The organism is Nitrincola alkalilacustris, from assembly GCF_008973755.1.
Taxonomy (GTDB): domain Bacteria; phylum Pseudomonadota; class Gammaproteobacteria; order Pseudomonadales; family Balneatricaceae; genus Nitrincola; species Nitrincola alkalilacustris.
Genome location: NZ_WBOM01000003.1, coordinates 462,079 through 487,652, shown reverse-complemented (window position 1 = coordinate 487,652; position 25,574 = coordinate 462,079). Strand labels below are relative to the sequence as shown.

20 protein-coding genes are annotated in these 25,574 nt (G+C 53.1%); 8 read left to right on the top strand and 12 right to left on the bottom strand.

Annotated features, from left to right (window positions below; translation table 11 throughout):
* Positions 1-17: 17 nt before the first annotated feature.
* Positions 18-1,229 (top strand): multidrug effflux MFS transporter, encoded by a 1,212-nt coding sequence (locus F7R27_RS07725; protein WP_151703647.1) that lies wholly within the window; start codon positions 18-20, stop codon positions 1,227-1,229.
* A gap of 18 nt (positions 1,230-1,247) precedes the next feature.
* Positions 1,248-1,724, top strand: a complete 477-nt coding sequence (locus F7R27_RS07720; RefSeq protein WP_420846618.1) for a MarR family winged helix-turn-helix transcriptional regulator — start codon at positions 1,248-1,250, stop codon at positions 1,722-1,724.
* Between the two features lie 6 nt (positions 1,725-1,730).
* Here F7R27_RS07720 and F7R27_RS07715 read toward each other — a convergent pair whose 3' ends face one another.
* Genes F7R27_RS07715 through paaN form a run of 3 tightly spaced genes read right to left on the bottom strand, consistent with a single transcriptional unit; the run spans position 1,731 to position 5,062 of the window.
* Positions 1,731-2,477 (bottom strand): SDR family oxidoreductase, encoded by a 747-nt coding sequence (locus F7R27_RS07715; RefSeq protein ID WP_151703645.1) that lies wholly within the window; start codon positions 2,475-2,477, stop codon positions 1,731-1,733.
* A 57-nt stretch (positions 2,478-2,534) separates the two neighbouring features.
* On the bottom strand, positions 2,535-3,320 hold the full coding sequence (locus tag F7R27_RS07710) for an enoyl-CoA hydratase-related protein (protein ID WP_151703644.1): 786 nt from the start codon (positions 3,318-3,320) through the stop codon (positions 2,535-2,537).
* A gap of 59 nt (positions 3,321-3,379) precedes the next feature.
* Positions 3,380-5,062 (bottom strand): phenylacetic acid degradation protein PaaN, encoded by a 1,683-nt coding sequence (gene paaN, locus F7R27_RS07705; RefSeq protein WP_151703643.1) that lies wholly within the window; start codon positions 5,060-5,062, stop codon positions 3,380-3,382.
* A gap of 475 nt (positions 5,063-5,537) precedes the next feature.
* Between paaN and F7R27_RS07700 the strand changes: the two genes are divergently transcribed.
* The 4 genes from F7R27_RS07700 (at position 5,538) to F7R27_RS07685 (ending at position 8,681) form a co-directional block, all read left to right on the top strand.
* Complete coding sequence (locus F7R27_RS07700) at positions 5,538-5,969, top strand: universal stress protein (RefSeq protein ID WP_151703642.1); 432 nt, start codon at positions 5,538-5,540, stop codon at positions 5,967-5,969.
* A 113-nt stretch (positions 5,970-6,082) separates the two neighbouring features.
* Positions 6,083-7,618: an alanine/glycine:cation symporter family protein gene (locus F7R27_RS07695; RefSeq protein WP_151703641.1), complete on the top strand. Its 1,536-nt coding sequence runs from the start codon at positions 6,083-6,085 to the stop codon at positions 7,616-7,618.
* An 80-nt stretch (positions 7,619-7,698) separates the two neighbouring features.
* On the top strand, positions 7,699-8,067 hold the full coding sequence (locus tag F7R27_RS07690) for a hypothetical protein (RefSeq protein ID WP_151703640.1): 369 nt from the start codon (positions 7,699-7,701) through the stop codon (positions 8,065-8,067).
* Positions 8,064-8,681 (top strand): LysE family transporter, encoded by a 618-nt coding sequence (locus F7R27_RS07685; RefSeq protein WP_151703639.1) that lies wholly within the window; start codon positions 8,064-8,066, stop codon positions 8,679-8,681. The genes F7R27_RS07690 and F7R27_RS07685 overlap by 4 nt, the downstream gene beginning before the upstream one ends.
* 5 nt (positions 8,682-8,686) lie before the next feature.
* Here the strand turns inward: F7R27_RS07685 and F7R27_RS07680 are convergent, their stop codons facing one another.
* From F7R27_RS07680 to F7R27_RS07670, 3 genes are all read right to left on the bottom strand, one after another.
* On the bottom strand, positions 8,687-10,360 hold the full coding sequence (locus F7R27_RS07680) for a DUF342 domain-containing protein (RefSeq protein ID WP_151703638.1): 1,674 nt from the start codon (positions 10,358-10,360) through the stop codon (positions 8,687-8,689).
* A gap of 362 nt (positions 10,361-10,722) precedes the next feature.
* The gene (locus F7R27_RS07675) at positions 10,723-12,117 is read right to left on the bottom strand and encodes a TRAP transporter large permease (RefSeq protein WP_151703637.1); all 1,395 of its coding nucleotides are present in this window, start codon (positions 12,115-12,117) and stop codon (positions 10,723-10,725) included.
* 2 nt (positions 12,118-12,119) lie between these two features.
* Positions 12,120-12,671 carry a TRAP transporter small permease subunit gene (locus tag F7R27_RS07670; protein WP_151703636.1) on the bottom strand — a complete coding sequence of 184 codons (552 nt, stop codon included), beginning with the start codon at positions 12,669-12,671 and terminating at the stop codon, positions 12,120-12,122.
* A gap of 255 nt (positions 12,672-12,926) precedes the next feature.
* Here F7R27_RS07670 and F7R27_RS07665 point away from each other — a divergent pair, with 255 nt between their 5' ends.
* A complete protein-coding gene (locus tag F7R27_RS07665) occupies positions 12,927-14,279 on the top strand; it encodes a cache domain-containing protein (protein ID WP_151703635.1) in 1,353 nt (450 codons plus the stop codon).
* A gap of 16 nt (positions 14,280-14,295) precedes the next feature.
* On the opposite strand, the gene F7R27_RS07660 is transcribed toward F7R27_RS07665, so the two are convergent.
* The 6 genes from F7R27_RS07660 to F7R27_RS07635 form a co-directional block, all read right to left on the bottom strand.
* Positions 14,296-15,189, bottom strand: coding sequence for a LysR family transcriptional regulator (locus F7R27_RS07660; protein ID WP_151703634.1), 894 nt, complete (start codon positions 15,187-15,189; stop codon positions 14,296-14,298).
* Complete coding sequence (locus F7R27_RS07655) at positions 15,170-16,297, bottom strand: pyridoxal phosphate-dependent aminotransferase (RefSeq protein WP_151703633.1); 1,128 nt, start codon at positions 16,295-16,297, stop codon at positions 15,170-15,172. The genes F7R27_RS07660 and F7R27_RS07655 overlap by 20 nt, the downstream gene beginning before the upstream one ends.
* 165 nt (positions 16,298-16,462) lie before the next feature.
* On the bottom strand, positions 16,463-18,973 hold the full coding sequence (locus tag F7R27_RS07650; RefSeq protein ID WP_151703632.1) for a CoA transferase: 2,511 nt from the start codon (positions 18,971-18,973) through the stop codon (positions 16,463-16,465).
* Positions 18,974-19,036: 63 nt separating this feature from the next.
* Complete coding sequence (locus F7R27_RS07645; protein WP_151703631.1) at positions 19,037-20,698, bottom strand: GMC family oxidoreductase; 1,662 nt, start codon at positions 20,696-20,698, stop codon at positions 19,037-19,039.
* Positions 20,699-20,755: 57 nt separating this feature from the next.
* Positions 20,756-22,255 carry a CoA-acylating methylmalonate-semialdehyde dehydrogenase gene (locus tag F7R27_RS07640; RefSeq protein ID WP_151703630.1) on the bottom strand — a complete coding sequence of 500 codons (1,500 nt, stop codon included), beginning with the start codon at positions 22,253-22,255 and terminating at the stop codon, positions 20,756-20,758.
* A 294-nt stretch (positions 22,256-22,549) separates the two neighbouring features.
* Positions 22,550-24,667 (bottom strand): methyl-accepting chemotaxis protein, encoded by a 2,118-nt coding sequence (locus F7R27_RS07635; RefSeq protein ID WP_151703629.1) that lies wholly within the window; start codon positions 24,665-24,667, stop codon positions 22,550-22,552.
* A gap of 262 nt (positions 24,668-24,929) precedes the next feature.
* Here F7R27_RS07635 and F7R27_RS07630 point away from each other — a divergent pair, with 262 nt between their 5' ends.
* A complete protein-coding gene (locus F7R27_RS07630) occupies positions 24,930-25,568 on the top strand; it encodes a response regulator transcription factor (protein ID WP_151703628.1) in 639 nt (212 codons plus the stop codon).
* Positions 25,569-25,574 lie beyond the last annotated feature (6 nt).

The following is a 25,574-nucleotide window of genomic DNA, read 5'->3' as shown; positions in this document are numbered from 1 at the left end:
TCGGATAAGGATGCCCCATGAGTCACTCCCCTGCTCCTGCTAAGCGATCCCCAGGTTTGATACAGGGCATAGTCCTTGTCGGGCTTGTTGCATTCAGCGCCATATCGACCGACCTGTATCTGTCCGGACTACCGGCCATGATCACAGACCTGAACAGCAACCACGGCCATGTCCAGCTAACGCTGAGCCTGTTTATGCTGGGCTATGCGTTTGGGCAGATCATCAGCGGCTCACTGGCTGATACCTGGGGGCGAATGCCGGTACTTAAGCTTGGGTTGGTGCTGTTTTTTCTGGCATCGCTGATCTGTATCTGGGCCCCTACTGTTGAGACACTCTGGGTGGGTCGTATTCTGCAAGGGCTTGGTGCGAGTGTCGGTCCGGTACTGGGACGAGCTATTGTCAGTGATGTCTACCCGCGTGAAGATGCCGCTAAGGTGCTGGCTTACCTCAGCTCGGCCATGGCACTGATTCCCGCACTGGCACCTATTATCGGTAGCTGGCTGCTGATCTGGTTTACCTGGAGATCACACTTCGTCGCCTTGGCGGCCTTCTCGGTTATTACACTGATCGGTGTGCTGCTGTTTTTATGGGAGACACGACCGGATCATCCGGAGGGACAAAAGCGGCGGTTCATGGATATTTTCCGCAACTTTCCGCGCTTCATCCAGAATCGCCTGTTTATCGCCTACGTGATCTGTGCCAGTACTTCGTTTGGCGCCATGTTTGCCTACATCTCCTCCTCATCCTATATCATTACAGAGGTGATCGGGCTATCACCACAGCTGTTCGGCTATACCTTTGCCGTTAATGTGATGGGCTACATGATCGGAGCTTTTTCCAGTGCCAGACTGGTCTCTCGACTGGGGCTGAATAAAACCATTGGGTTAGGGCTGGGCTTGTTGCTGCTGGCCTGTGTGGTGATGCTTCTTGCGATCCTGACAGACTGGATCAATCTGGTCAGTGTGCTGTTTGCGATGTTCCTGGTGTTCGCTTCAGGCGGGCTGACGTTGGCTAACAGCCAGGCGGGCTCAATCAGCCTGTTCCGGGAGTACGCAGGTTCAGCATCTGCTGTATTTGGACTGATTCAGATCGGGACTGCTGCCACAACAGGTGCACTGGCTGGTTACTTCTATAACGGAACTGTCATACCATTAACTGTTATTATTTCGCTCTGTGGCATGATCGGCCTTGCCACCTGGTTCTGGCAACTGGCCGGGCAGCCAGACTAACCGCTCTTGGAGACTATGTTGGATCACAATCGCGTCTTACTCAGGCTGGAGCAGTTCCTGCCCTACAGGATCAACAACCTGGCTCAGCGTATCAGTTGCTCCCTGTCGCACATCTATCAGGAAGAGTTCGGCATCAGTATTCCGCAGTGGCGAATTCTCGTCTGGTTGAACTCCCAGAACGAGATGACAGCACGTGAGATCGGTCGCTATTGCCAGATGGACAAGGTGAAGGTGTCGCGCGCGGTCAACCAGCTTGCGACCGAGGGATTGATCAACCGTCGACGCAATACGGATGATCAGCGTGAGGTGATGCTGAGCCTGACCGACAAGGGGCACGCGTTGCTGGATGAGCTGATCCCACGCGCACTGGAATGGGAAAGTACGCTGGTGGGTAGTCTCTCGGCCAAGGAGTATCGGGATCTGTTCAATATCATGCAGAAACTGGATAAGCAGCTCGACAGGCTGAATACCTGCGAGCTGCCATCCGAGCAGTAGCGGTTATCAGTTTTCCTGAATCAGAGGACGTATCAGCAACTCGCTGACATCAACATGAGCTGGCTGGGTTACCACATAAAGCACGGCGCGTGCGATATCTTCAGGCTTCAGAATCGGCGAACCTTCCGCGTACATGTTGTCCTTCACAGCGGTACGAATCTTGTCGTGACGGATGCTGTCCGGTAGTTCGGTATCCACCGAACCAGGCTGTATATCCGTCACCCGGACACCAAAGCGGATCGCCTCCTTGCGCAGCGTGTCGGAGATCGCTCTTACCGCATGCTTAGTGCCGCAATAGACGCCAGCGCTCTGATAGGTAAGCCGAGCCGCCACAGAGCTGATATTGACGATATGCCCATCCTTGCGCTCCGCCATGCCGGGGTAAACCGCATGGATCGCATAGAGCACACCCTTGATGTTGACATCAATCATCTGCTCCCATTCATCAACTCGACCCGAGAGAATCGGACTCAGTGGCATGGTGCCGGCATTGTTGATCAGAATATCGACACCGCCCAGATCAGCCAGGCGCTCGCCGACCGCCGCCATCGCTGCACGGTCGGAGACATCCACCACCTCGATATGAACATCAGCTCCCTGCCCACTCAGTTCAGCGGCCAGTGCTTCGAGCTTGTCGCGCCGACGTGCAGAGAGCACCACAAGGGCACCCTCCGCAGCCAGCAGTCGGGCGGTCGCTTCACCGATACCGGAACTGGCTCCGGTGATCCAGACACGCTTGCCTTTCAACTGCATCTTCGCTCCCTTATTCAGCAATCTTAAACACTTAATCAGAGATGCTTAAGCTCTTTCTCAGCGGTGCTTAAACATGGGCTTACGCTTCTCGGCAAAGGCATCCATCCCCTCTTTGCAGTCCTCAAACACAAAAGTAGACTGGAAGGCATGACGCTCAAAACGCATCCCTTCATTGAGATGGGTATTTCCGGCCATGCGGACCGACTCCTTGATCATCATCACAGCTGGGCGTGAGTTGGCTGCAATCCGGCGTGCTGTCTTATAAGCAACTTCCGCCAGTGCATCAGGTGCCACAATCTGGGATACCAGACCACTGCGCTCCGCTTCAGCGACATCCATCATCCGCCCGCTCAGGCACATATCCATCGCTTTGGCCTTGCCCACCGCACGGGTCAGGCGCTGTGTACCGCCTGCGCCCGGCATGGTGCCGATATTGATCTCGGGCTGTCCGAACTTCGCTGTATCTGCCGCGATAATGAAGTCGCACGCCATCGCCAGTTCACAGCCACCGCCGAGTGCAAACCCGGCAACCGCTGCAATGATCGGCTTGCGCGCATCATCTATCGCACGCCAGCAGTCTCGCTGGATATAGGGGAAGTCGCGGTTGTAAAGATCCGCAAAACTCTGCCCTTTCATCTCCTTGATGTCGGCGCCGGCAGCAAACACCTGCGAGCCACCCGTCAGGATAATGCAGCCGATGGAGACGTCTGCCTCCAGGGCATCGATCGCCTCACCCAGCTCACGCGTCAGCGTCGAATTCAACGCATTCATCGACTCAGGGCGGTTCAGCGAGATAACACCGACCCCCTCCTTCAGCTCAACCTGAATCGTCTCAAACGGCACCTGCTGCACCTGCATCTGGCCAGCCACAGTGGTCACTACTGACCGACTGAGGCTGGCGCTCAGGACTTTGGGTGGCGGCGACTCTGCACTACGCGAAAACGATTGGAAACAAACGCATAGTCAGTCAGGCACGCATTGGCCGCAGGATTAGCTCCGGTTGCGTGGAAATCACTGAATGCCGCACTCTGGTTGACGAACACACCACCAGTCAGGTTGATCGACAGCGCAACGCCTGCATCCAGCGCGGCTTCTTCGATCTGCTCCAGCATCGCATCATCCTTGCTGTAACAGCCCATGGTGATCGCACCATGCTCTTTCACAGCCTTATGGGCCAGTTCAATACTGTGCTCACGACTGTTGGATTTGACGATAAAGCTGATCGGACCAAACAGTTCGTTCATGTAGACATCGGCCTTATCCGCATCGATGGTCATGATCAATGGCGAGTAAACGCGAGCATCCGGGAACTGTGCGTTCTCCAGCTTTTTGGACTCAAGCACGACATTGCCCAGCGATGCGCTGGCCTTGATACGCTCTTCAGTCAGAGTGGACTGCACGGCACCCAGCACCATCGCAGCACGCTCGGGATCAGACAGGAATTTGCTGACGCCGGAGGCAATCGCCTGCGCGACTTCATCAAAGGATTTATGACCATCTTCAGTCTCGATACCCTCTGCCGGTACGAAGATATCCTGAGGTGTGGTACACATCTGGCCGGAGTAGAGGCTCAGGGTGAAGGCCAGGTTGCGCACCATGCCTTTGAAGTCATCGGTTGAGTCGATGACGATGGTGTTAACACCAGCCTTTTCGGTATATACCTGTGCCTGAGGGCAGTTCTGCTCCAGCCAGTCACCGAAAGCCGTATTACCGGTAAAGTCGATCAGTTTGACCAGCGGGTGCTGAGCCAGCTCTTTAGTGCAGGGTGCCTGAGGGTCCTGATCCACCACCAGTGAGACGATATGTGGCGGCAAACCACACTCTTTCAGTACCTCCTGAGCAATACGCACACTGATCGCAGCCGGCAGAATCGCACCGGCATGCGGCTTGATCACGACCGGATTTCCGGTGACCAGAGATGCGAACATACCGGGATAGGTATTCCAGGTCGGGAAGGTTGAGCAGCCAACCACCAGGCCGATACCACGCCCCATCGTCGTGAAGGTCTTTTCCATCACCAGCGGATCATGCTTGCCCTGAGGCTTGGTCCAGGTCGCTTTACCCGGTACGGCACTCATCACCTCATAACCATAGGCAACAGCTTCCAGACCACGGTCCTGAGCGTGCGGGCCACCAGCCTGGAACGCCATCATGAACCCTTGGCCGGAGGTGTGCATCACGGCATAGGCGATCTCGAAGCTGCGCTTGTTCAAACGATCCAGAATCTCAAGACATACCGCAGCACGTCCATCGACACCGGCATCGCGCCAGGCTTTGCGTGCCTCATCCATCGCGGGCAGCAGTGTGTTCAGATCAGCTGTGGGATACTGCACATTCAGATCGATACCAAATGGAGATTTTTCTGCGCCAGCCTGACCTGTTGCACCGGGCATATCCAGCTCAAAGGTTTTACCCAGATAAGCCTTGAATGCCGCTTCACCATCCTGATTGGCCGTTTCGCCGTATACACGGGGGCTCGGATTTTCTGAGTAGGGTGACCAGTAGTCGCGCGTGCGTATCGCTTTCAGCGCACCCTTGAGCGTATCAGAATGTTTTTCGAACAGTTGACTCAGTGGCGTACTCATCAGAATTCCTCTTGCCTGGGGCCAGCCTGAAAAGGCATCAAATATGCGCTATTCAGGATACAGATTGATTATTTTATGCAATAGCGGATGCTAAAATTCGGTGATTCTTCGGGGGCAACCCGAGTGTCAGAATATGTGTTAACAATACACCAATTATTGTGATACGAAAAGTTAAAAATATTTAACCATAATGTATCCCTTTTAGCCAGATAGCACTGATCCCCTTGCTCGCGACTCACATCAGCCCGTTGCGAACTGCCATTGTGCATAAGCCGGGTCGGAGAATTTGTATAAACTCCTCAATAATTCGACAATACTAATCTAAGACTAAGGTATAAAATTATAGCAGTGCTATGGAGTTTGCATCTGCCCGCTTGATCCGACGCAGTGGCTGGTAGTGCATGGTAAGCACAACAAGGCTGGTATCAGACGTCCCGGATACCACCAGAAAAATATAAAAATCGGGGAAAATATCATGGTTAAAACATTTATAGTCGGCTTCGATGGTACTGAGACTTGCCAGCGAGCCATGGACTTTGCAGTTGAATGCGCCAAGGCACAGGGTGGCACGATTCATCTGGTCCATATCCTGGAGTGGTCACCCTACTCCTTTTTGACTCAGGAAGAGCTTCATGAGCGCCACGCACGCAAGGAAAAGGAAGTGGCCAGTGCCGAAAAGTTCATCGCCCCCACCTGCAAAGCCCTTCGCGACCAAGGCCTGGAAGTCACCAGCGAAGTCCGCTACGGCAACCCCAGCGAACTGATGTGTGAAATAGCCAAGAACAAAAAGGCCGCACAGATCTTTGTCGGCCGCAAAGGCTCATCCAAACTGACTCGCCTGATGGTCGGCAGCCTGGGCTTGTCACTGGTCCAGACCTCCCCTGTCCCAGTCACTGTTGTACCTTAAAACAGATGCCTGAACGGGCCTTTGAGCCGAGTCTTCGCTTTACTCTGTCATTTTAAACTGCAGCAGGCAGAGCAGCGCGTTATAAACAAAAACAAGACATGGAATAATCCATCATGCTTAATTACCTCAACAAACTCATCCTATCCATGCTGCTGTTGATGTTTGCTTCCAGCAGTTTTGCCCAGACCAATGGGTTTGATCAGACCATCAACAGCATTTTTGAACCGATAGCCAACGCCATCGGTGCTGTCATCTTCTACTCCGTACCTGTAGCAGGCGTTCAGTTCCCTCTGATCGTGGGTTGGCTGGTACTCTGTGGTGTTGTTGCCACCATCTTTTTCCGTTGTATCCAGTTTCGTGGTTTCAAACATGCGATCGATCTGGTTCGTGGTCGCTATTCCAAACCGGATGATGCCGGTGAGGTCTCACACTTCCAGGCACTGACAACGGCACTGTCCGGTACTGTCGGTCTGGGTAATATCGCAGGCGTGGCTGTTGCTGTTTCCATTGGTGGTGCGGGCGCCACCTTCTGGATGATTCTGGCTGGCCTGCTGGGGATGGCATCCAAATTCACTGAGTGTATTCTGGGTGTCAAATATCGAAATGAACTGCCTGATGGCCGTGTTTCCGGTGGGCCGATGTACTATCTGGCACGTGGACTCAAGGAAGAGCGCAACATGCCGGGTCTGGGCAAGGTATTTGCCGTTATCTTCGCTATCTGCTGTATCGGTGGTGCGCTAGGTGGTGGCAACATGTTCCAGGCCAACCAGGCCTTTTCACAGGTTGTAAATGTCACCGGTGGTGAGAACAGCTTCCTGGCAGATAAAGGCTGGCTGTTCGGGATCATGATGGCAGTCGTGGTTGGCAGCGTGATCATCGGCGGTATCAAGTCTATCGGTCGTGTTACTGAAAAGCTGATTCCTCTGATGGCCGGCCTGTATCTGTTTGCCGGTCTGATCATCATTGTTGTCAATATCGACATGGTCGGCTGGGCCTTTGCTGAAATCTTCCGTGGCGCCTTCACCGGTGAGGGGGTTGTCGGTGGTGTTCTCGGTGCATTGATTCAGGGCTTCAGACGTGCCGCCTTCTCCAACGAGGCCGGTATCGGATCTGCCGCCATTGCCCACTCTGCGGTACGTACCAAAGAGCCTGTAACCGAAGGTTTTGTCGCACTGCTTGAGCCGTTCATCGACACTGTCGTGATCTGCACCATGACAGCCTTGGTGATCATCATCAGCGGCGCTTTGCTGACAGATCTGACAGGCGTTCAATTGACTTCAGCAGCTTACGCGACCGTTCTGCCCTGGTTCCCGACCGTGCTGGCTATAGCCGTGGTTCTCTTCGCACTGTCTACCATGTTTGCATGGTCTTACTATGGACTGAAGAGCTGGACCTTCCTGGTTGGTGAGGGTCGCAACAAGGAGATGGCCTACAACTTCGTGTTCTGCATCTTTATCGTGATTGGCTCCAGCATGAGCCTGGGTCCTGTCATCGACTTCTCTGACTCCATGCTGTTCGCCATGGCGATCCCCAACATCATCGGCCTTTACCTGCTGATGCCGGTCGTCAAACGTGAGCTGAACGCTTACTGGGCCAAGATCGACAGTGGTGAAATTCAGCGCGTTGACAAGCCCGCAACCAGCAGTTGAACACTGCCTCATGACACACAAAAACCGCCTTTTCATGGGCGGTTTTTTGTATTTGAGATCTTAATGATTAGAATGGATCAATGAATAAGAGCAAAGGCTTGATGGCCGCCCTTTCGCGTATCTTTTTTTTGCTGCTGTGCCTGTCACTGAGCAGTTGCGATGATATGCGCCCCGAGCCTATAGTGTTGGATAACATCCCTGAAGAGCAGGCTCTGGTCGACAGTGTCAACCAGTCTCTTAAAAAGCTCGGTTACCATGATGGGAAGGTTCAGGCAAACCTGGGACAGGTCGGACAACGATTGGAGCTGAGATCACTCCAATACAACCTGGAGTTGCTGGGCTATTATGAGGGGCCACGACTCGGGCTGCTGGACCCAGTCACCATCGCCGCCATTGAACAGTACATAGCGTCACAGGAAGCAAACCTGCACAAGGAGCATAAGCAATGAGCTTGAGTGTCTGGCTCGCCTTTGTTGCGGCCTCGGTCATTATCGCAGCAACCCCTGGCCCTGGTGCCGTTCTGGTGCTCGCCACGAGTCTCAGGTACAACTATCGAACGGTTGTGCATGCTCTGATCGGTCTTGAAATTGCCTTATTGATACATCTGATGATTGTCGCTATCGGCCTGGGGGCTTTGCTGGCGGCATCGGATACCGCGTTTCTTGCACTGAAGGTAGTAGGTGCCGGTTATCTGGTCTGGCTTGGCTTTCAGAAATGGATCTCACCGGTGCATGCCATAGAGGCTGAGCGGATCCACCTTGAATCCAGCTCACGCCTGTTCAGGCAAGGTTTACTGGTGAATCTGACCAACCCCAAGGCGATCATTTTTATCGTCGCGCTGACGCCTCAGTTCATCAACACCAATGCTCCCCAGGTACTGCAGTACTGCATACTGGGCGCTACCATGGTAGTTGTGGATGTTATCATCATGACATTGATAGCACTGCTGGCCGGCCGTTTCAGGCGCTGGTTTCATGATGAGAAAATGCTGAGTATTCAAAACAGAGTATTTGGCGGATTGTTTATCTCAGCAGGCGCTGCTCTGGCGGTATCGTCACGCTGACTGAATCAGCGTGACACGATCTCACAGCCCTCACGTACAAGAGAACACCCACCCTTTCGCGCCCGGTTGTTAAAGCTTGCACCATCAATCCCTATGCAGACGTTTGGAAAAATCATCCCCTTGACTGTCACGATGGCATCACTGGTCGTTTTTTTGCGAGCACTCAACCTTGCCTGAATGCCTTTGATACGCTCCGCCTTCTGCTCATATGAGAGCAAAGTAGCCTTGATCTTACGCACCATATCACTATCTATGGACGCTTTCTGCTCGGAAGCTTCTGCTGACTTAAGCACTTTCTGCAGCTTTTCACAGTTCAACAGACAGTTTTTGTGTTCAGCCTGGAGCTGCTCCTCCAGCTTGCGCTTGCAGTTGATCCTCCCGACTCTGGCAACTGTCGGGACATTCGCATCACTACCCAGGCAATTGACGATAATTTCATTACGGGCAATCGTTCTACCGCCTATAATACAGCCTTTACTGCCAGGCTGTGTCAGATACACACTACCGTTTGCAGACAGATGGCTTTGCAGAACAAACTCTCGAATAATGATATCGCCACCGGCACGCAGATAGGCGAGGTTGGCATATTTAGCCCGTATATTGCCCCCGGCTCTGATACGTGCTTTAAGAATCAGCTCCTTGTTCTGATCCCGCCCGAGATCCTCGCCTGCCACCCCACCGATAATAGTCAGATTTCGCCCGGCAATGACCGTTGCCTTTTCCACCATACCACGAATAAAAATATCGCCCGTTGCCTTGAGTGAAAAACCACTGGTGACATCACCCTGAACTTCAACCGATCCGTCAAAATCAATATTGCCACTTTCCAGATTAATAGCATTGACCCTTAAGGTCGGGTCCACATAGACGCCATTTTCAATCAGTATGGGGTGGCCCTTGACTGAAGCAACTAACAGATCCGGATTATCCGGATCGATAATAGCGCCATCAGCATCCGGGTTAAACTCCAACTCATTACCAGGCTCTGTCGGGAGCATATCACCCAGCACACTCAGGCCCGGTACACCCTGCGTTGGTGGCAGGCGCTGCATCAGAGGTTCGCCCTTCTCAACAACAATAAAGTCCTGAATCTGATGAAAATCGACCTGGTCCTCTTCCGAATACTCATCAAGCAGGTTTTTACACCCCTCGACCAGTCCATCAAACTGACTATCCTGCCCGGGTACTGGCTCGATGCCGCGGGCGACACACAAACGTTCAGCCTGACCAGCCTCCAATACCTGGTCAAGAGCGCTCAGGTCTACACAGGATTCATGTATTCCCTGCTCCTGCAGCTCTTCCAACAACCACTCACGCGTTATTTTCTTTCCACCATATGCAGGCATCGCCGTCAGATAAACAGCCATTTTATCGGGCTTGATCACCCATTCGAGCTCTGCATCGCGACGATGAGCAATGGTCATGCTACCACTCTTGCCCTGATTGGCCTGAGTGATCAGTTCATGCATGCCGGATTTTGATACATAGAACTCACCATAACCCTGAGCCTCCAGCAGAGCCTGCAGTGAAGGCAGGTCCATTTGATGGGCAGTCGGAGAGGGCTCCAGTGTTGCCAGTACAGACTGGGTATCCGGATCGAAGGTGAGCAATACTGCTGAAACCATTGACTGATTTGCAACATCACTACCCGCTTGAGGTTTTGCTGCTAATGAAGACATAGGGCCTTTATAATTATTTTAGTGGCACAAATCGGTTGATTTAAACAACCTTCATGATCAACTTATAGCACATCGAGTGATCAAAAATCAAACAGTCATATCTAATATAATGATAGCTAAGTTATTTACTTATATAAAAATTTCACTGAATTTTTTTTCTTCACTAGAACAGCTTTTCACGCGCGTTCGCAAACATCGGATTGTATAAAAAATAATCAATTAAAACACTAATTTAACCATTGTTAAATTAGATAATTGAGTCATACGGTGATACAGTGAAAGCTTTAGCGGTAGAAATGAGCGGAAGTGGAAAAAGCTGACCGGATCAGGTTCCGGCCAGCCAAGGGAGAAAGTAGCTTGTATCAACTGCCATAGATCAGATTAGGCAACCAGGTCACCAGCCCCGGGAAGGCTACCAGCAGACCAATCACGAACAGCTGCAGCCCTACAAACGGCAGCACACCACGGTAGATATCCGAAGTTCTGACCGTACTCGGCGCCACACCGCGCAGATAGAAGAGCGCAAAACCGAACGGTGGTGTCAGGAAGCTGGTCTGCAGGTTTACCGCCACCATCACACCCAGCCACACCGGATGCACATCCATCATCAGCAGCACCGGCGCCGTGATCGGGATCACAATGAAGATGATCTCGAAGGTATCCAGGATGAAACCCAGAACGAACATCAGCAGCATGACGAAGATGATCGCGCCCAGCTTGCCACCCGGCAGACTGTTGAGGAAATCGCTGACCAGCTCCTCCCCGCCCATCATGCGGAACACCAGCGAGAAGACCGAGGCACCCAGCAGAATGATGAAGATCATCGTGGTGGTGTTAGCCGTCGCCGTCATCACCTGGCGCAGATTCTGATAGGTCAGTTTGCTGCGTATCGCCGCCAGCAGCATCGCGCCCACAGCCCCGACAGAAGCGGACTCAGTCGGCGTTGCCACACCGGTCAGAATCGAGCCCAGTACTGCCACGATCAGCAGCAGTGGTGGCAGCAGTGTCACCAGTACATCGCGGAACAGGCGTGCTTTTTCCTCGGCGGTCACTTCCAGTGCCGGGCAGCTCTCGGGTTCACGGATCGCCTTATAGATCATCCAGCTCATATATACACCGATCAGAATCAGACCGGGAATGAACGCCCCGGCAAACAGGTCCCCGACCGATACTGGTGTCGGCGCAAAGTTACCCTTGGACATCTGTACCTGCGCATTCACGCCGGACAGCATATCCCCCATGAAGATCAACACGGTCGACGGCGGAATGATCTGCCCCAGCGTGCCCGAGGCACAGATCACCCCGGTGGCCAGTTTGGTGTCGTAGCCTGCGCGCATCATCGCCGGCAGCGACAACAGCCCCATGGTCACCACGGTGGCGCCGATGATGCCGGTGGAGGCCGCCAATAGCGCACCCACCACAATGACGGATAAGCCCAGACCACCACGCAGCGCACCGAACAGACGACCCATGGTGATCAGCAGCTGTTCGGCAATCCCGGAGCGCTCCAGCATCATCCCCATGAAGATGAACAGTGGCACCGCCACCAGCACCTCGTTGAGCATGATGCCCATGTAACGCGGGGCCAGACTGGACAGGTTGGAGGGGTCAAACACCCCGAGGAAATACCCCAGAGTACCGAAGAACAGCGACGTGCCGGCCAGTGAAAAGGCGACCGGAAAGCCCAGCATCAGCACGCCGATAATGGAGAAGAACATCAGCAGGGAGAGGATCTCCCCAAGCAGTACCGGATCCATGCTCAGATACTCCCTTCATGATAGCGCAGGGATTCCGGTAGCAGATCCTCGCGGTCTGCCAGTACCAGCACACCGCGCAGGAACATGGCCAGCGCCTGCAAGGCCACCACGACGGCGAACACCAGCAGGAAACTCTTCAGGATATACAGCCCCGGCATGCCGCCAAAGTTGGCCGATCCCTCCATGAAACGCCAGGAGCGCTGCACATAGGGCAAGCCGTAATAGAAGAGCACATAGACGAAGGGGCCGATGAACACGACGGTGCCGAACATATCCACCAGTGCCTTGGTTTTGACCCTGGCCTCGCGGTAGAAGATATCGACGCGGACATGGCCGTTTTTCAGCAGTGTGAAACCCGCAATCCCCATGAACATCATGCCGTTGAGCCAGACGTAGAGATCCTGCATCCAGACAAAGCCGGTGGAGAAAAAGTAACGCAGGACCACAACGGTAAAACAGACCAGGACGATGCCGAGCGAGAACCAGGAGAAAATGATGCCAAGGAGCAGATTGATGGAACAGATCAATCTGACCAGATATGACACTATCTGCATTGTTTACCTCAGAGATTATAGTTATTAGCCTTAAGGCGGATGTGACAGGCTGCATGATCCCTTGTCTGGATGCCTCTTTCCATTCGTATGAGTACCTAAAAATCAGCCAAAAAATACGTAGTCTGATCAGTATTTCTACGTAGTCCCCTGACTACCTGCATGTAGTACTCTTAATAAGTGCCCTTACAGCGACCATAACCGTAGTATCCTGAGCGCTGTACACACGAAAGAAAATCAGTCAGATGCGAGACACACATGAACCTGAAGGCGAAGATTCTGTTACTGGCCATACTGCCACTGCTCACAGCAGCCGGTATTCTCTCTTATCTGGGGCTGACTCATGCCCGCAATCTGGCTGATCAGGTGCTTCAGGTATATGAATATAATCTGGTGGAGTCCAAGAAGCAGGCGCTGAAGGAGCAGGTGGATCTGGCGCAGTCAGCGATCAACGGGATTATCAGAGATCCTGATCTGACAGAGGCGCAGGCACAGCAAGCAGTGAAGATACTGCTCAGCAATCTGACTTTTGGAGAGGATGGCTATTTCTTTGCCTACAGCCAGGATGGTATCAACCTGGTGCATCCGACAATTCCTGAGTTTGTCGGACAGGATCTGTATGAATTTCAGGATCGAAGTGGCAATCAGTTGATTCAGCACCTGCTGGCTGCGGCCAATCAGGGAGGCGGCTATCATCGCTATATCTGGGAGCGACCGCCACTGATGCAACAGGAGGACAAACTGGGATATGCGGCATTGATTGAGCCTTGGCAGTGGATGTTCGGCACCGGCCTCTATCTCGACACCATCTATTCAGAAGTGGATAAAGTCAAAACCTCCTTCGATACCAATATCCGTAACAGCTTTATCGCTGTGATGACTGTACTGCTGGTAACGGTTGTATTGATCATCATGCTGGGTCTGGCGATAAATCTGCATGAGCATCGCCTGGCGGACAGCCGCCTGCAGGAGCTGGTACAGAAATTCATGCGCCTTCAGGTCAATGAGCGCCGACGCTTTTCCCGTGAGCTGCATGATGGAATAAACCAGCAGCTGGTTTCACTCAAGTTCCGCATTGAGTTGGCAGTTAAAAAGCTCGAGATAGACTCTCAACAGCACCCTGCCCTGAATGATCTGAATATAGCGAGCAAGGTGTTGAATCAGACCATGCAAGAGGTGAGGCAGATATCACATAATCTGCGTCCGGTCCTGCTGGATGATCTCGGCTTGAAATCAGCATTGAATGGGCTTCTTGATCAGTTTTCGGAGCGTACCTCAATCAAGGTCAATCTGAGTTTCGCACTCGATGGACTGGAGGTACCGGATGATATCGAAACCACCATTTACCGTCTGACCCAGGAGTGTCTGACCAATATCGAAAAACATGCCGATGCCAATCGTGTGTACATACAACTGAGCAGCACTGGCGATCAGATCCATTTTCAGGTGATGGACAACGGCAAGGGGTTCAATACCCGTGGTACAAGACATCAGGGGATTGGTTTGGTCAATATGAAGGAGCGGGTTGAAGTGATCGGAGGTACTTTTTCACTGCATTCCGAGGAGGGGCACGGCTCACAGATCAGTGCCACCCTCCCCTACAAACGCTAGCCGTCGAACTACCAGGTCAATGGCGTGCCCAGATCTCGGCCACTACTTCAAGTGCTGCCATAATCGGTGGTTCCATGCGTCTATCCTTACGGCAGATGAATCCAAGTGCCGCATCAACACTGACGCTGTCGGCAATCACTACGCCCTGTTCATGCGCAGCACGCAGAGCCAGACTGTCGCGCGCCAATGCGAGTGCCACACCTGATCGCACCAGATCTATCATGGATGCCTCCAGATCCACCCTCGCCACCACATGGGGTTCTACCCCTTGCTCAGCAAAGATCCGATTCAGCAGTCGTGAATGCGCAGACTCAGGCGGTGTTGCGATCCAGGGCAGAGCCGCCAACTCTGTCCACCCTTTACCACGGACCTGTGAATCCCAGCCTGGCGGCGCGATGACACGGTAGTTGAAGGTCGCCAGCGACACTACATGAAACTTATCCTGTAACTCATGAAAGCCCGGCAAACCCAGCGTATAGGACACATCCAACTGCCCCATCTCGACATCTCGCATCACCGCACCCGACATGCCGTGGCGCAGATCAAACGCGAGTCCCGGATGCCGTTTGGCCAGCAGCCCCAGAAAAGCGCCCAGGCGCAGAAACTCGGGATCAACTATCGTACCCAGGCGCAATTCACCATGCAACATCCCCTTCAAGCCCGCCGCAGCCGATGCAAATTCACTGACAGCCTGTACGGCACGCTCGGCTGCAGGCAGAAGCCTGCGGCCTTCATCCGTCATTTTCATGCCGCGCGGCGTACGCTCGAACAGCACCAGACCTATCTCAGACTGAAGCTTTTTCAGTTGCAGGCTCAACGCGGGTTGCGTCATGTAAAGGCGCTCGGCTGCGCGCGTCAGATTTCCTTCCTGCGCAACTGTTACAAACGCCTTAAGCCGGGTGTGATCCACCTTGTATCCTTTTTAATGCCTCTTCAAGGATCGCCAGACGCCCGGGAACCAATGCATCCGCCACGGCCGTTATCCGCAGAATATGGCCCATAGCGGGGTTGGCAGGGCGTGCAACCAAACATCCATTCGCCAGCAAGTCCCGCTGAACCTGCTCGGCCAGCTCAACACTGGGCAACCGGACGGCGATGAAATTGGTATCGCTGGGCAGCACCTCACCACCGAGTTGGCGCAACTGCTCCGTCAATTGTGTGCGGCGTGATTTGACCTCTGCAATATGCTGCTGCACCTCTTCGAGATGATCCAGCACAACCTCGGCCGCCTTAAGCGACAAGGCCGACACTGCATAATGGATGCGAACACGCTGCATCATCGCCAGCACTTCCGGATCGGCAATCGCATAGCCTACTCGCAAGCCTGCCAGCCCATGGGCCTTGGACAGGGTCCGCAGGCGTACCACACCGGGTATCACTTCTGATGCAAAGGGACTGTCCGCATCATCCCTGAAATCATGATAGGCCTCATCCAGCAGCAACCAGCACTCCTCCGGCAAACCGGCACGCAAACGTCGTATTTCATCATCAGTATGCAGATGCCCGCTGGGATTATCCGGATTGGCAAGATATACCAGATGCGCATTCTCCTGATTGGCCGCCTCGATCAACGCATCAATGTCGGGTGCCAGCACCCCGGGAGACTCCAGATAGGGTGGCTCAACCAATCGACAACCCTGACCCTCCGCAAAATAAGCGAAGGTTGGATAGGTTCCACGTGCGCAGACAACCGCCTCACCCGGGTCAACCAGAGATCTCAGTGACAAGGCGATCAAACTGTCCGCGCCGGCATCCACCAACAGCGCATCCAACTCTATCCCCTGTTGCGCACTGATACGCTCTCGCACCCCCTGAGCATCGCAATCACCATAGCAGTAGACATGCTCCACCATGGCATCACCGAAATGCTGCCGCAATGCCTGATGTGGCATATCCAAGCCTTCATTGGAGCCGAGCCGATGCGGAATCTCGCGACCGAGTCTCCGCTCCAAGGCCTTTAGACCCGGGAAAGGGTTTACAGGACCATGTCCGATCATATGTTTGGGATAGCGCGCCATGAAATACACCCTTTGCTGAAAAGCGTCCTTCGGTTTTGGATTATCCGATCATTATACTGCATCGCTGCAGCAGTAATGTCTCGGCAATACCTTACGCTACTGTCACCTGACACTTCAACTTACAGTTTCAAGCCTGGCGTTTTCCCACAAACCAATCAGAGCCTGTCAGCAAGGCAAGTAGTCCTTACTCCAGCTATCGGATACAGCACCACTATCGATCATCTGATCTATCTCCTGATCAGTGTAGTCGAGTGATTTCAGTACAGATCGGGTCGATGCCCCGTATTTCTCTGCCGGTTTAAGAGTATAGATCTTGCCGCGAGACGGCCGGATTGCATAAGGGTCAAGCTGCGTCACAACATGCCCACTGGGGTGATCCTCATAAACAGAGAAAGAGTAACTGCCACGCTCAATGCCGGTTGACTCATTTGCCGGCCAACTGTTGTAAGCACGCAGACTTTCCAGATTTTCACAAACGGCCGCACCTATCCCAGCCGCTTGCAAGCGATCAGCCCAATCCGTTGCCTTTGCATTCATGAAAGCGTTTGCGAGGAAGGCCGCCCGCTCCTCTTTTTCCAGCCTGGAGAAGCCCACCAACCCCTCCACATCCTCAAAAAGTGGTACATCCTTCTCATAGGCGCTGATCAGCAAAATACCATCTGCTGTACTGTAAAAACGGGTCAGCTCATCATACCCATTAGTTTCACGGCCTGACGGTTCATCGAATAACCCACGACGCTCATAATCATAACAAAAGGGGATCTGCGCCAACCCACTCAGGGCAGCCAGAGATGTTCTGGGACGTCCCACACGCCCGGTCTTGAGTTTTTGATAAAGGGCTGCAGCAATACCCAGTGATGCACCAAAGCCACACATCACATCTATAGTCCCAACATGAGCATGCTCTTCAGGTGTATCCATATTGCCACCAAAGCGCAACATGATACCGGTAGTAGCCTGTACCAGATCATCATAGCCAAGATAGTTGGTTCTGGGCCCTGGCAGCACGCCGCTGAAGCAGTCCAACTGGCAAAAAATCGCCTCAGGGTTCAGCGCCTTCAGTCCGGCTTCATCAAGCCCCATCTGACTGACCTGCTTATCGGTCGCATTCCAGACAATGACATCTACTGATTTGACCAGCTTCTCGAAAACCTCACGCCCGGAAGGTGAGCGCATGTCGGTTAATATCGATTGTTTTGAGCGCATATGCGACATGCCGAAAATCACGGTATTCCAGCAATCATACAATGGTTTTGCCGGATCAAGCTTGATCACCTCAGCGCCAAAGCGGGCCAGGTAGGCGACCGAGTGCGGCCCTGCAATGACATTACACAGATCCAGTACTCTCACCCCTTCCAGCCAGCCATCACGTGTATTTTTGGCTCGCACACGTGGCAATTTGGTTTCCATCCGGCCCAGTACAGCCAATGCCTGTTCCACACTGGTCCAGACCCTGGGTTGAGGGGTCAGCATCTCCTGAGCACTCTCCTGCAACCACACCATAGGTCCCGGCTGGGTCATCATACCGTACTGAGGGTCATCCACCTCGACCATCAAGCCTGCTGTTTCCGCATGATCATCATGTATCCACTCCTGCAGCCAGCGCTGCGGTGCACCCGGGAACTTCCCGCGACCAAAAATCTTTTCCCACTCCTTGGATGTACGGGTTAAAAAAACCGCCTTCATTTTTTCAGAGATACGATCAGCCCATACCTTGGGAAGTGGGTAAACCCCAAGGGAGACATCTGAGTTCCATTCACTGACTGGCAGATAGGTATCCTCCTCTTCCGTCAGCCCCTCTTCGACCAACTCATCGTAGATACCCAGCGTTTTAAGACATCGCTTAGCATGGTACTTATGACTTGGGCAGACCACATAGAACATCCGCCCATCCTTGCATTTGTAACTGCGGTAGAAAGGGTCCAGCAACTCCTGCAGCTCGTCATAGCCGAGGTTCATCGGCAAACCCTCTATGCGGCGGCGTTCAATCTCTTGTTCGCGCTGAGTTTTGTAACGCTCAGGGTAGTTGTCGATTTTAATGGAGTTGTAACTGAGGCCCTCCATCAGTGCTGCCACCAGGGGAACCTCGACCTGATCGCCCAGGCCGGTTCTTTCTCGAGCCTGAAGTGCCAATACAGTTGCTGATGCCGCCAGCATGGTGCCATAGGCAGATGCCAGTGGCAGAGGTGAAAAGGAGGGATTGACCCCCATCAACACCCGGTTTAAGCCCATATCGGTAAATACACCGGAATTGGCTGCAATCACGCTTTCAAATGCACGCCAGTCACGACGCAGCTCATCGTTGGACGCAAAACCCGGGATCGACAGCGTAATCAGTTCAGGGCGCGCTTGTCGTAATTCAGCAAAATCCAGACCCAATCGCTGCATCACTCCTGGACGGAAGCTCTCGATAACAATATCAGCCTCCTCAATCAGTTGCAGCGCCTCCGACAAACCTGCTGCGGATTTAAGGTCGACAGTCACGATCAACTTGTTACGATTCAGCGTGGCATTAGCTGGTGTATCCCACAAGGGGCCACCAGGTGGATCCACATGAACGACGGTAGCCCCCATATCCGCCATAATCATGGCAACCGCAGGGCCAGCCATATATTGACCAAAATCAACCACTTTTACGCCAGCAAGTGGCAGGTTCGAGTGAGCTTTCAGAGTCATCATGTTCACCCTCAAAGGTATTTGTCTTGCTTGCCACTATTGATTAGCTGGACTGAACAACGCTCAAGAGGCCTCTTTTATCCAGCGCGCCGCTTTTTCAGCAATCATCAGGGTGGGTGAGTTGGTATTACCGCTGGTGATGGTCGGCATGATGCTCGCGTCCACCACACGCAGCCCAGTGACACCCCTGACACGCAAGCGAGAATCCACCACGGCCATAGGATCATCATCACGTCCCATTTTAGCGGTACCCACCGGATGAAATATCGTGGTTGCGATATCACCGGCCAGCTTGGTCAGCTCGTCATCCGTCTGATACTGCACACCTGGGCGCCACTCTTCCGGTTCATATTTCGCCAATGCGGATTGCGACACGATATTGCGCACCTGACGCAGGCTCTGTGCGGCAACTTTACGATCCTCCTCGGTACTGAGATAGTTGGGTGCAATCTGTGGTGCAACATCACAGCGGTTGGATCGTATACGAACAAAACCCCGGCTGGTCGGATTGAGGTTACAGACACTTGCTGTAAAAGCAGGAAAAGGATGCAGATCCTCACCAAAGGCATCCAGACTCAGCGGTTGCACATGATATTCGAGATTGGGATATGGCTGATCCGGGTCGGAACGGGTAAACGCACCCAACTGACTCGGTGCCATACTCATCGGGCCGGAGCGCTTGACCAGATACTCCAGGCCAATCATCGCCTTTCCGAACAGGTTGTTGGCCAGAGTATTCAGCGTTTTGACGCCCTTCACCTTGAATACGGCACGTATCTGCAGATGATCCTGCAGATTTTCGCCTACCCCCGGCGCATCCACCACGACCTGTATATCATGCTGTTTGAGCAGTGCTGCAGGGCCTATCCCCGACAGCTGCAGGATCTGAGGCGATCCTATCGCGCCGGCACTGAGAATCACCTCACGATTCACCCTCACCGTCATAGCATCACCACCACGGCGCACCACCGCACCGGAGCAACGAGGCTGCTCATTGCCAGTATCATCAAAGATCAGACGCTCAACCTGAGATTCAGTCCAGATGGTCAGATTCGGGCGCTTGCGTGCAGGGTTAAGAAATGCCTTGGCAGTGTTCCAGCGCCAGCCCTGACGCTGGTTAACCTCAAAATAGCCTATCCCGGCATTATCACCCGTATTGAAATCAGCTGATCGTTCAATGCCTGCCTGGACGGCAGCATCGGCAAAGCTGTCCAGAATTTCCCAGCGCAAGCGCTGCTTCTCGACACGCCACTCGCCACCATGGCCATGAAGCTCCGCAAAAGGAACGCCCTTCTGGCCGCTGGGATTATTGCCATCATCAAGTCGATAGTGATTTTCGTGCGCTTTAAAGTCGGGCAGAGAGTGTTCCCAACTCCAACTGTTATCGCCTGTCAGCGCAGCCCATTGATCATAATCTCGTGCCTGGCCACGCATATAGATCATGCCATTGATTGATGAGCAGCCACCCAGTGTTTTGCCGCGCGGATAGCGTAATGAACGTCCGTTGAGACCCGCATCCGGCTCAGTCTGATAGAGCCAGTCGGTACGGGGATTACCTATGCAGTAGAGATAACCAACCGGGATATGTATCCAGGGATAGTTATCCCGTTTACCCGCTTCCAGCAGCAGAACCGTTTTGGATGGGTCCTGACTGAGGCGGTTGGCCAGCAGGCAGCCAGCCGTTCCGGCCCCTACTACAACATAGTCAAATGCATCACGCGGCATGGCAACTCAACTCCTTTTCAGCGTCATAATAGCTTTACTTTTGTATCTAATACCTGATTACTGAGAGACTGGCATGGTGAACTCAGCACCCTTTGCAATGCTTTCAGGCCAACGCTGCATGATCGACTTCTGCTTGGTGTAAAAACGTACTCCCTCTTCGCCATAGGCATGCATATCGCCGAACAGACTCTTCTTCCAGCCACCGAAACCGTGCCAAGCCATCGGAACTGGAATCGGCACGTTGATACCCACCATGCCAACCTGTACATGACGGCCGAACTCGCGCGCAATATTGCCATCACGGGTAAACAGCGACACGCCATTACCGAACTCATGGTTATTGATCAGCTCCAGGCCTTCGGCAAAGTCTTTTGCACGGACGCATACCAGTACCGGGCCAAAGATCTCTTCCTTATAGATGGTCATATCAGGTGTGACATGATCGAACAGCGTTCCACCGAGCCAGAAACCCTCTTCATGCCCTTCAACCTGATAATCGCGGCCATCCACCACCAGTGATGCGCCCTCTTCAACACCTTTCTCGATATAACCGGTAATCCGCTGCAAAGCCGCTGCAGTGACAATTGGACCCATCTCAGCATCCAGTTCAGTACCGTTTTTAATCTTGAGATTGCGAGCCCGTTCTGCCAGCTCAGGAATGATTTTGTCTGCAACATCACCCACCAGTACAGCGACCGAAATTGCCATGCAGCGCTCACCCGCAGAACCATAGGCTGCGCCCATCAATGCATCGATGGTCTTATCAAGATCGGCATCGGGCATCACCAGCATATGGTTCTTGGCACCGCCGAGTGCCTGAACACGCTTGCCGTAATGCGCACCTGTTTCATAGATGTAGTTGGCAATCGGTGTGGAGCCAACGAAAGAGAGTGCATGCACATCCGGATTTGCCAGCAGTGCATCTACAGCTTCCTTATCGCCCTGTACCACATTGAAGACGCCATCCGGGAACCCTGCCTCTTTCATCAGATCCGCATACAAAAGGGAGGGTGTCGGATCGGTCGGTGAAGGTTTCAGGATAAAGGTATTACCGGCAGCAATCGCAACAGGGAACATCCACATCGGGACCATGACCGGGAAATTGAAGGGTGTGATACCCGCCACAACACCCAGAGGCTGGCGGGTGGTCCAGTTGTCGATACCGGTTGAGACCTGCTCGGTATAGTCACCCTTCAGCAGTTGGGGAATACCGCAGGCAAATTCGATGATATCGATACCGCGCTCAACCTCTCCACAGGCATCGGTAAACACCTTGCCATGTTCTGCGGTGATCGCATGCGCCAGCTTCTCCTTATTGGCACGCACCAGCTGCAGAAAATTGTTCATCAGGCGTGCACGATGCAGTGGCGGCATCGCAGCCCAGGCTGGAAAGGCTGCACGGGCAGCAGACACAGCAACCGTCACATCCGACTGGCTCGCCAGACGTACCTGACCTGTCACCTGCCCGGTAGCCGGGTTATACACTGATTGAGTACGAGTAGAGTCGCCGGCGACGCGCTGTCCGGCAACATAGTGATCGATATAATTAGCTGTCATGCTGAACACCCTCATGGTGAGGCATCTAAACGCCTCAGAGCTTATCTGATGTGCTGCTCTCAATCTCAGGCATAATCTCTTACACAGAGTTTTTCCAGCACAGGTATCGACTAACTCTGGCAAAAGATCAATGACAAATCCAATGAGAATTTGAAAACAGAGTCATAAGTATTCGTTATATCGTGGACCGATAAGAGCCGTGGGAGCAGTACGGGTCAACAAAAAAAAGGGCCAGTGCGCTGATCGCAGCACTGGCCCTTTTTTACACCTCAGGGAAAGTAACGGTTTAAGCCGTCATACCTTCAGTTTACGCAGCTGGGTTTCCAGTGCATCAGTGATATTACTCATGGACTCACTGACACCACGAACATCGTTTGCCAGCTCTGCAAGACGTGTACTGGCATCCTCCACAACCGTAATATTGCGGCTGATCTCTTCGCCCACCTTATCCTGTTCCTCTGCAGCCGTTGCTACCTGAGTCACATTGCTGGTGATCGTTGCAATGTTATGAGCAACTGTCTCCATCTGATCATAGGCTTTACTGGCCTCTTCCACTGTGCGGGACACACGCAGTGTACTGGCTTCCATATCCTTGACCGACGCCGATACATCATCCTGTAAACGCTGGATCAACGCATGAATCTCTTCAGTCGAGGCCTGGGTCCGACGGGCAAGGTTACGCACCTCATCCGCGACAACGGCAAAACCGCGCCCCTGATCGCCAGCACGCGCGGCTTCAATCGCAGCATTCAATGCCAGCAGATTGGTCTGCTCGGCAATACCCTGAATCACCTCAATGATGCCATAGATGTTTTCGCTGCTTTTGGCAACGCTGGAGACACGCTCACTGGCCGCCTGAATCTCCTCTGCGACTGAACGCACCTCATTAACCGTAACCCGAAAGGCGCCCTGCGCCTCGCTCAGCGCAGCATTTGACTGCTCCGCTTCATGTGCTGTGCGTGAGGCAAGTCCTGCCACCTCGTTAGCGGTAGCCGACATCTCGGTCATCGCAGAAGCTACGCTCTGCATCTCGACCTGCTGTGCCTGAGTTGCGGAAGCGGTTTCATGTGAGGCATTAACAAGCAAGACACTCTGGCCTCGCAGCTCACTGGCAGATGAGTTGAGATCGATAATCATGGAACGCAACTTGTCGGTAAAGGCGTTGAAGCCATTGGCAATGCCAATCAACTCCTCATGACTGGTTACCTCCAGCCTGCGGGTCAGATCACCCTCGGCACCAGAGAGGTCGTCCACCAGCTCACGCATCCTGACCATAGGCTGAGTGGTCAGCCGCAGCCAGATACTCAGAATCAACACCGCAGCGATCAACAGACCCACACCGGAAACCAGCATGGTCAGCGCTGTATTCTGATAACCTGTTACAAGTGTTTGTTCAAGCTCACGCGTGGCGGCGAAGGCGATATCGGTCGGGATGGTTACAATGGCAACCCACTGCTCATCAGACAGCTCCAGATTTACCGGAGCCCTGACTACAATTACACCATCTATCTCGGCCATATCGCCATTCATACCCGCCAGGGTGGCTGCAAGTTCAGCGTTAGCCTCTTTCATGGGCCTGCCAGCCTTGTCGAAATGAGCTGTACTGGCAACAATCAACCCCATATCGCTGATCAGGTGGATATTGGAGTGTCCATCGAAGAGAGTTTTCTGGTATGCCTCAATACGTTGCTGAATTACCGGCATATTGATATCTACGCCAACAACACCACGGAACTCACCCTCAACAACGACCGGACTGACCAGTGATGTCAGCAGCACCTCGTTCCCTTCCTCTATCTCGTAAAGGTAAGGCTCCATCAGGCAGGGCTTGAGCGTATCGCGACTGCACAGATACCACTCGGATTCACGCACACCAAATTCATTGGGTGTTTCAATGTATTTGAAGCCGCTGTCTGCCGTGGGATAAAACACCAACTGGCCACCCTCTCGTACCCAATAAAGCTCGAGACTGCCATCGTCAGACGAGTGTTCCAGATGTGGGCCAATATTGAAATTATCCAGACCATCGTAACCATCCTGCTCAAAGTGAGCGTAGGCCGAGCTGACCCCGGGGTTCGCTGAGAGAGTGTCGCGCACCATGCTCATTACCGTGTAGCGCTGGAATGGCAGACCACCGCTACCGGCCGCACTGGATGTTATGATAGTACTCAGGGTATTGGGCAGATCGAAGCTGCGATTGATAAACTGGGACACTTCACCGGATACCACCTGAGCGGCCTCTGTGAGATTGCGCTCCACCAATGCTTCAAAGGATGTGGAGGCATCCTCAACCGCCTGCTCACCACTCTTCTGCATGGTGATCCAGCCAATAGCAATTACTGCTATGAGTGTAAGGGTCAGCCCCAGAGCCGCCCCCAGAGTCAACTTCAGCCGTAATGACCAGGTTCTCATCAGCCTTATCCTCAGGATTTTATTGTTATATTTAAGCACATACACTCAGGGTAGTCTGTATTTTCCATCGCATGAAAACATACGTCCATTCGTAGCAATACGGATTAAATGCGAGAAATACGGATCAGACTGAGTAATACTACGTAGAATGACTGTTATAAAATAACTGGTATACTGCCCTGCCGCTACGGCTCAGCGTTGCTGGTTTAGCCTGTTGGTTTAGCCACTACCAAGATAACAATAACATCTTCTGGCTGGAACTATGCTTGACGAAACAATCCGTGTCTTACTTGTAGATGACCACATGCTGGTTCTCGACGGCCTTCAGGCTAGACTGGCCATGGAACCACATATCGAGATCGTGGGCACAGCCAATAATGGTGAAGAAGCCTTGAAGGCTGCCCGCAAGCTATCACCCGATGTTGTGATCATGGATGTATCCATGCCGGTGCTTAATGGGCTTGAAGCCACCAAACGATTCAATATTGAACTCCCGGGCACACGCATCCTTATTCTCAGCATGCACGATGACCGTGAATATATCCTGTCACTGATTCAAACCGGTGCATCCGGCTATGTTCTGAAGGATGTGTCATCGCATGAGTTGATCAATGCAATAGAAACCGTACACTCCGGTAACACTTATTTCAGCTCCGGGGCATCCAATGCCCTGTTCCAGATGCCTGATACGACCAGCAAGCAGACTCCGAGTGAGTTGAGTAAGCGTGAATTGACCGTACTCAAGCTACTGGCTGCCGGTCTTTCCAATAAAGAGATAGGCCGCGATCTGCGCATCAGCGTTCGCACAGTGGAAACCCATCGGCAGAAGCTGAAAAGCAAACTGGGGATTCAGACCACCGCGGGCCTGACAAAGTTTGCGATAGAAAACCAATTGATATGAAGATCG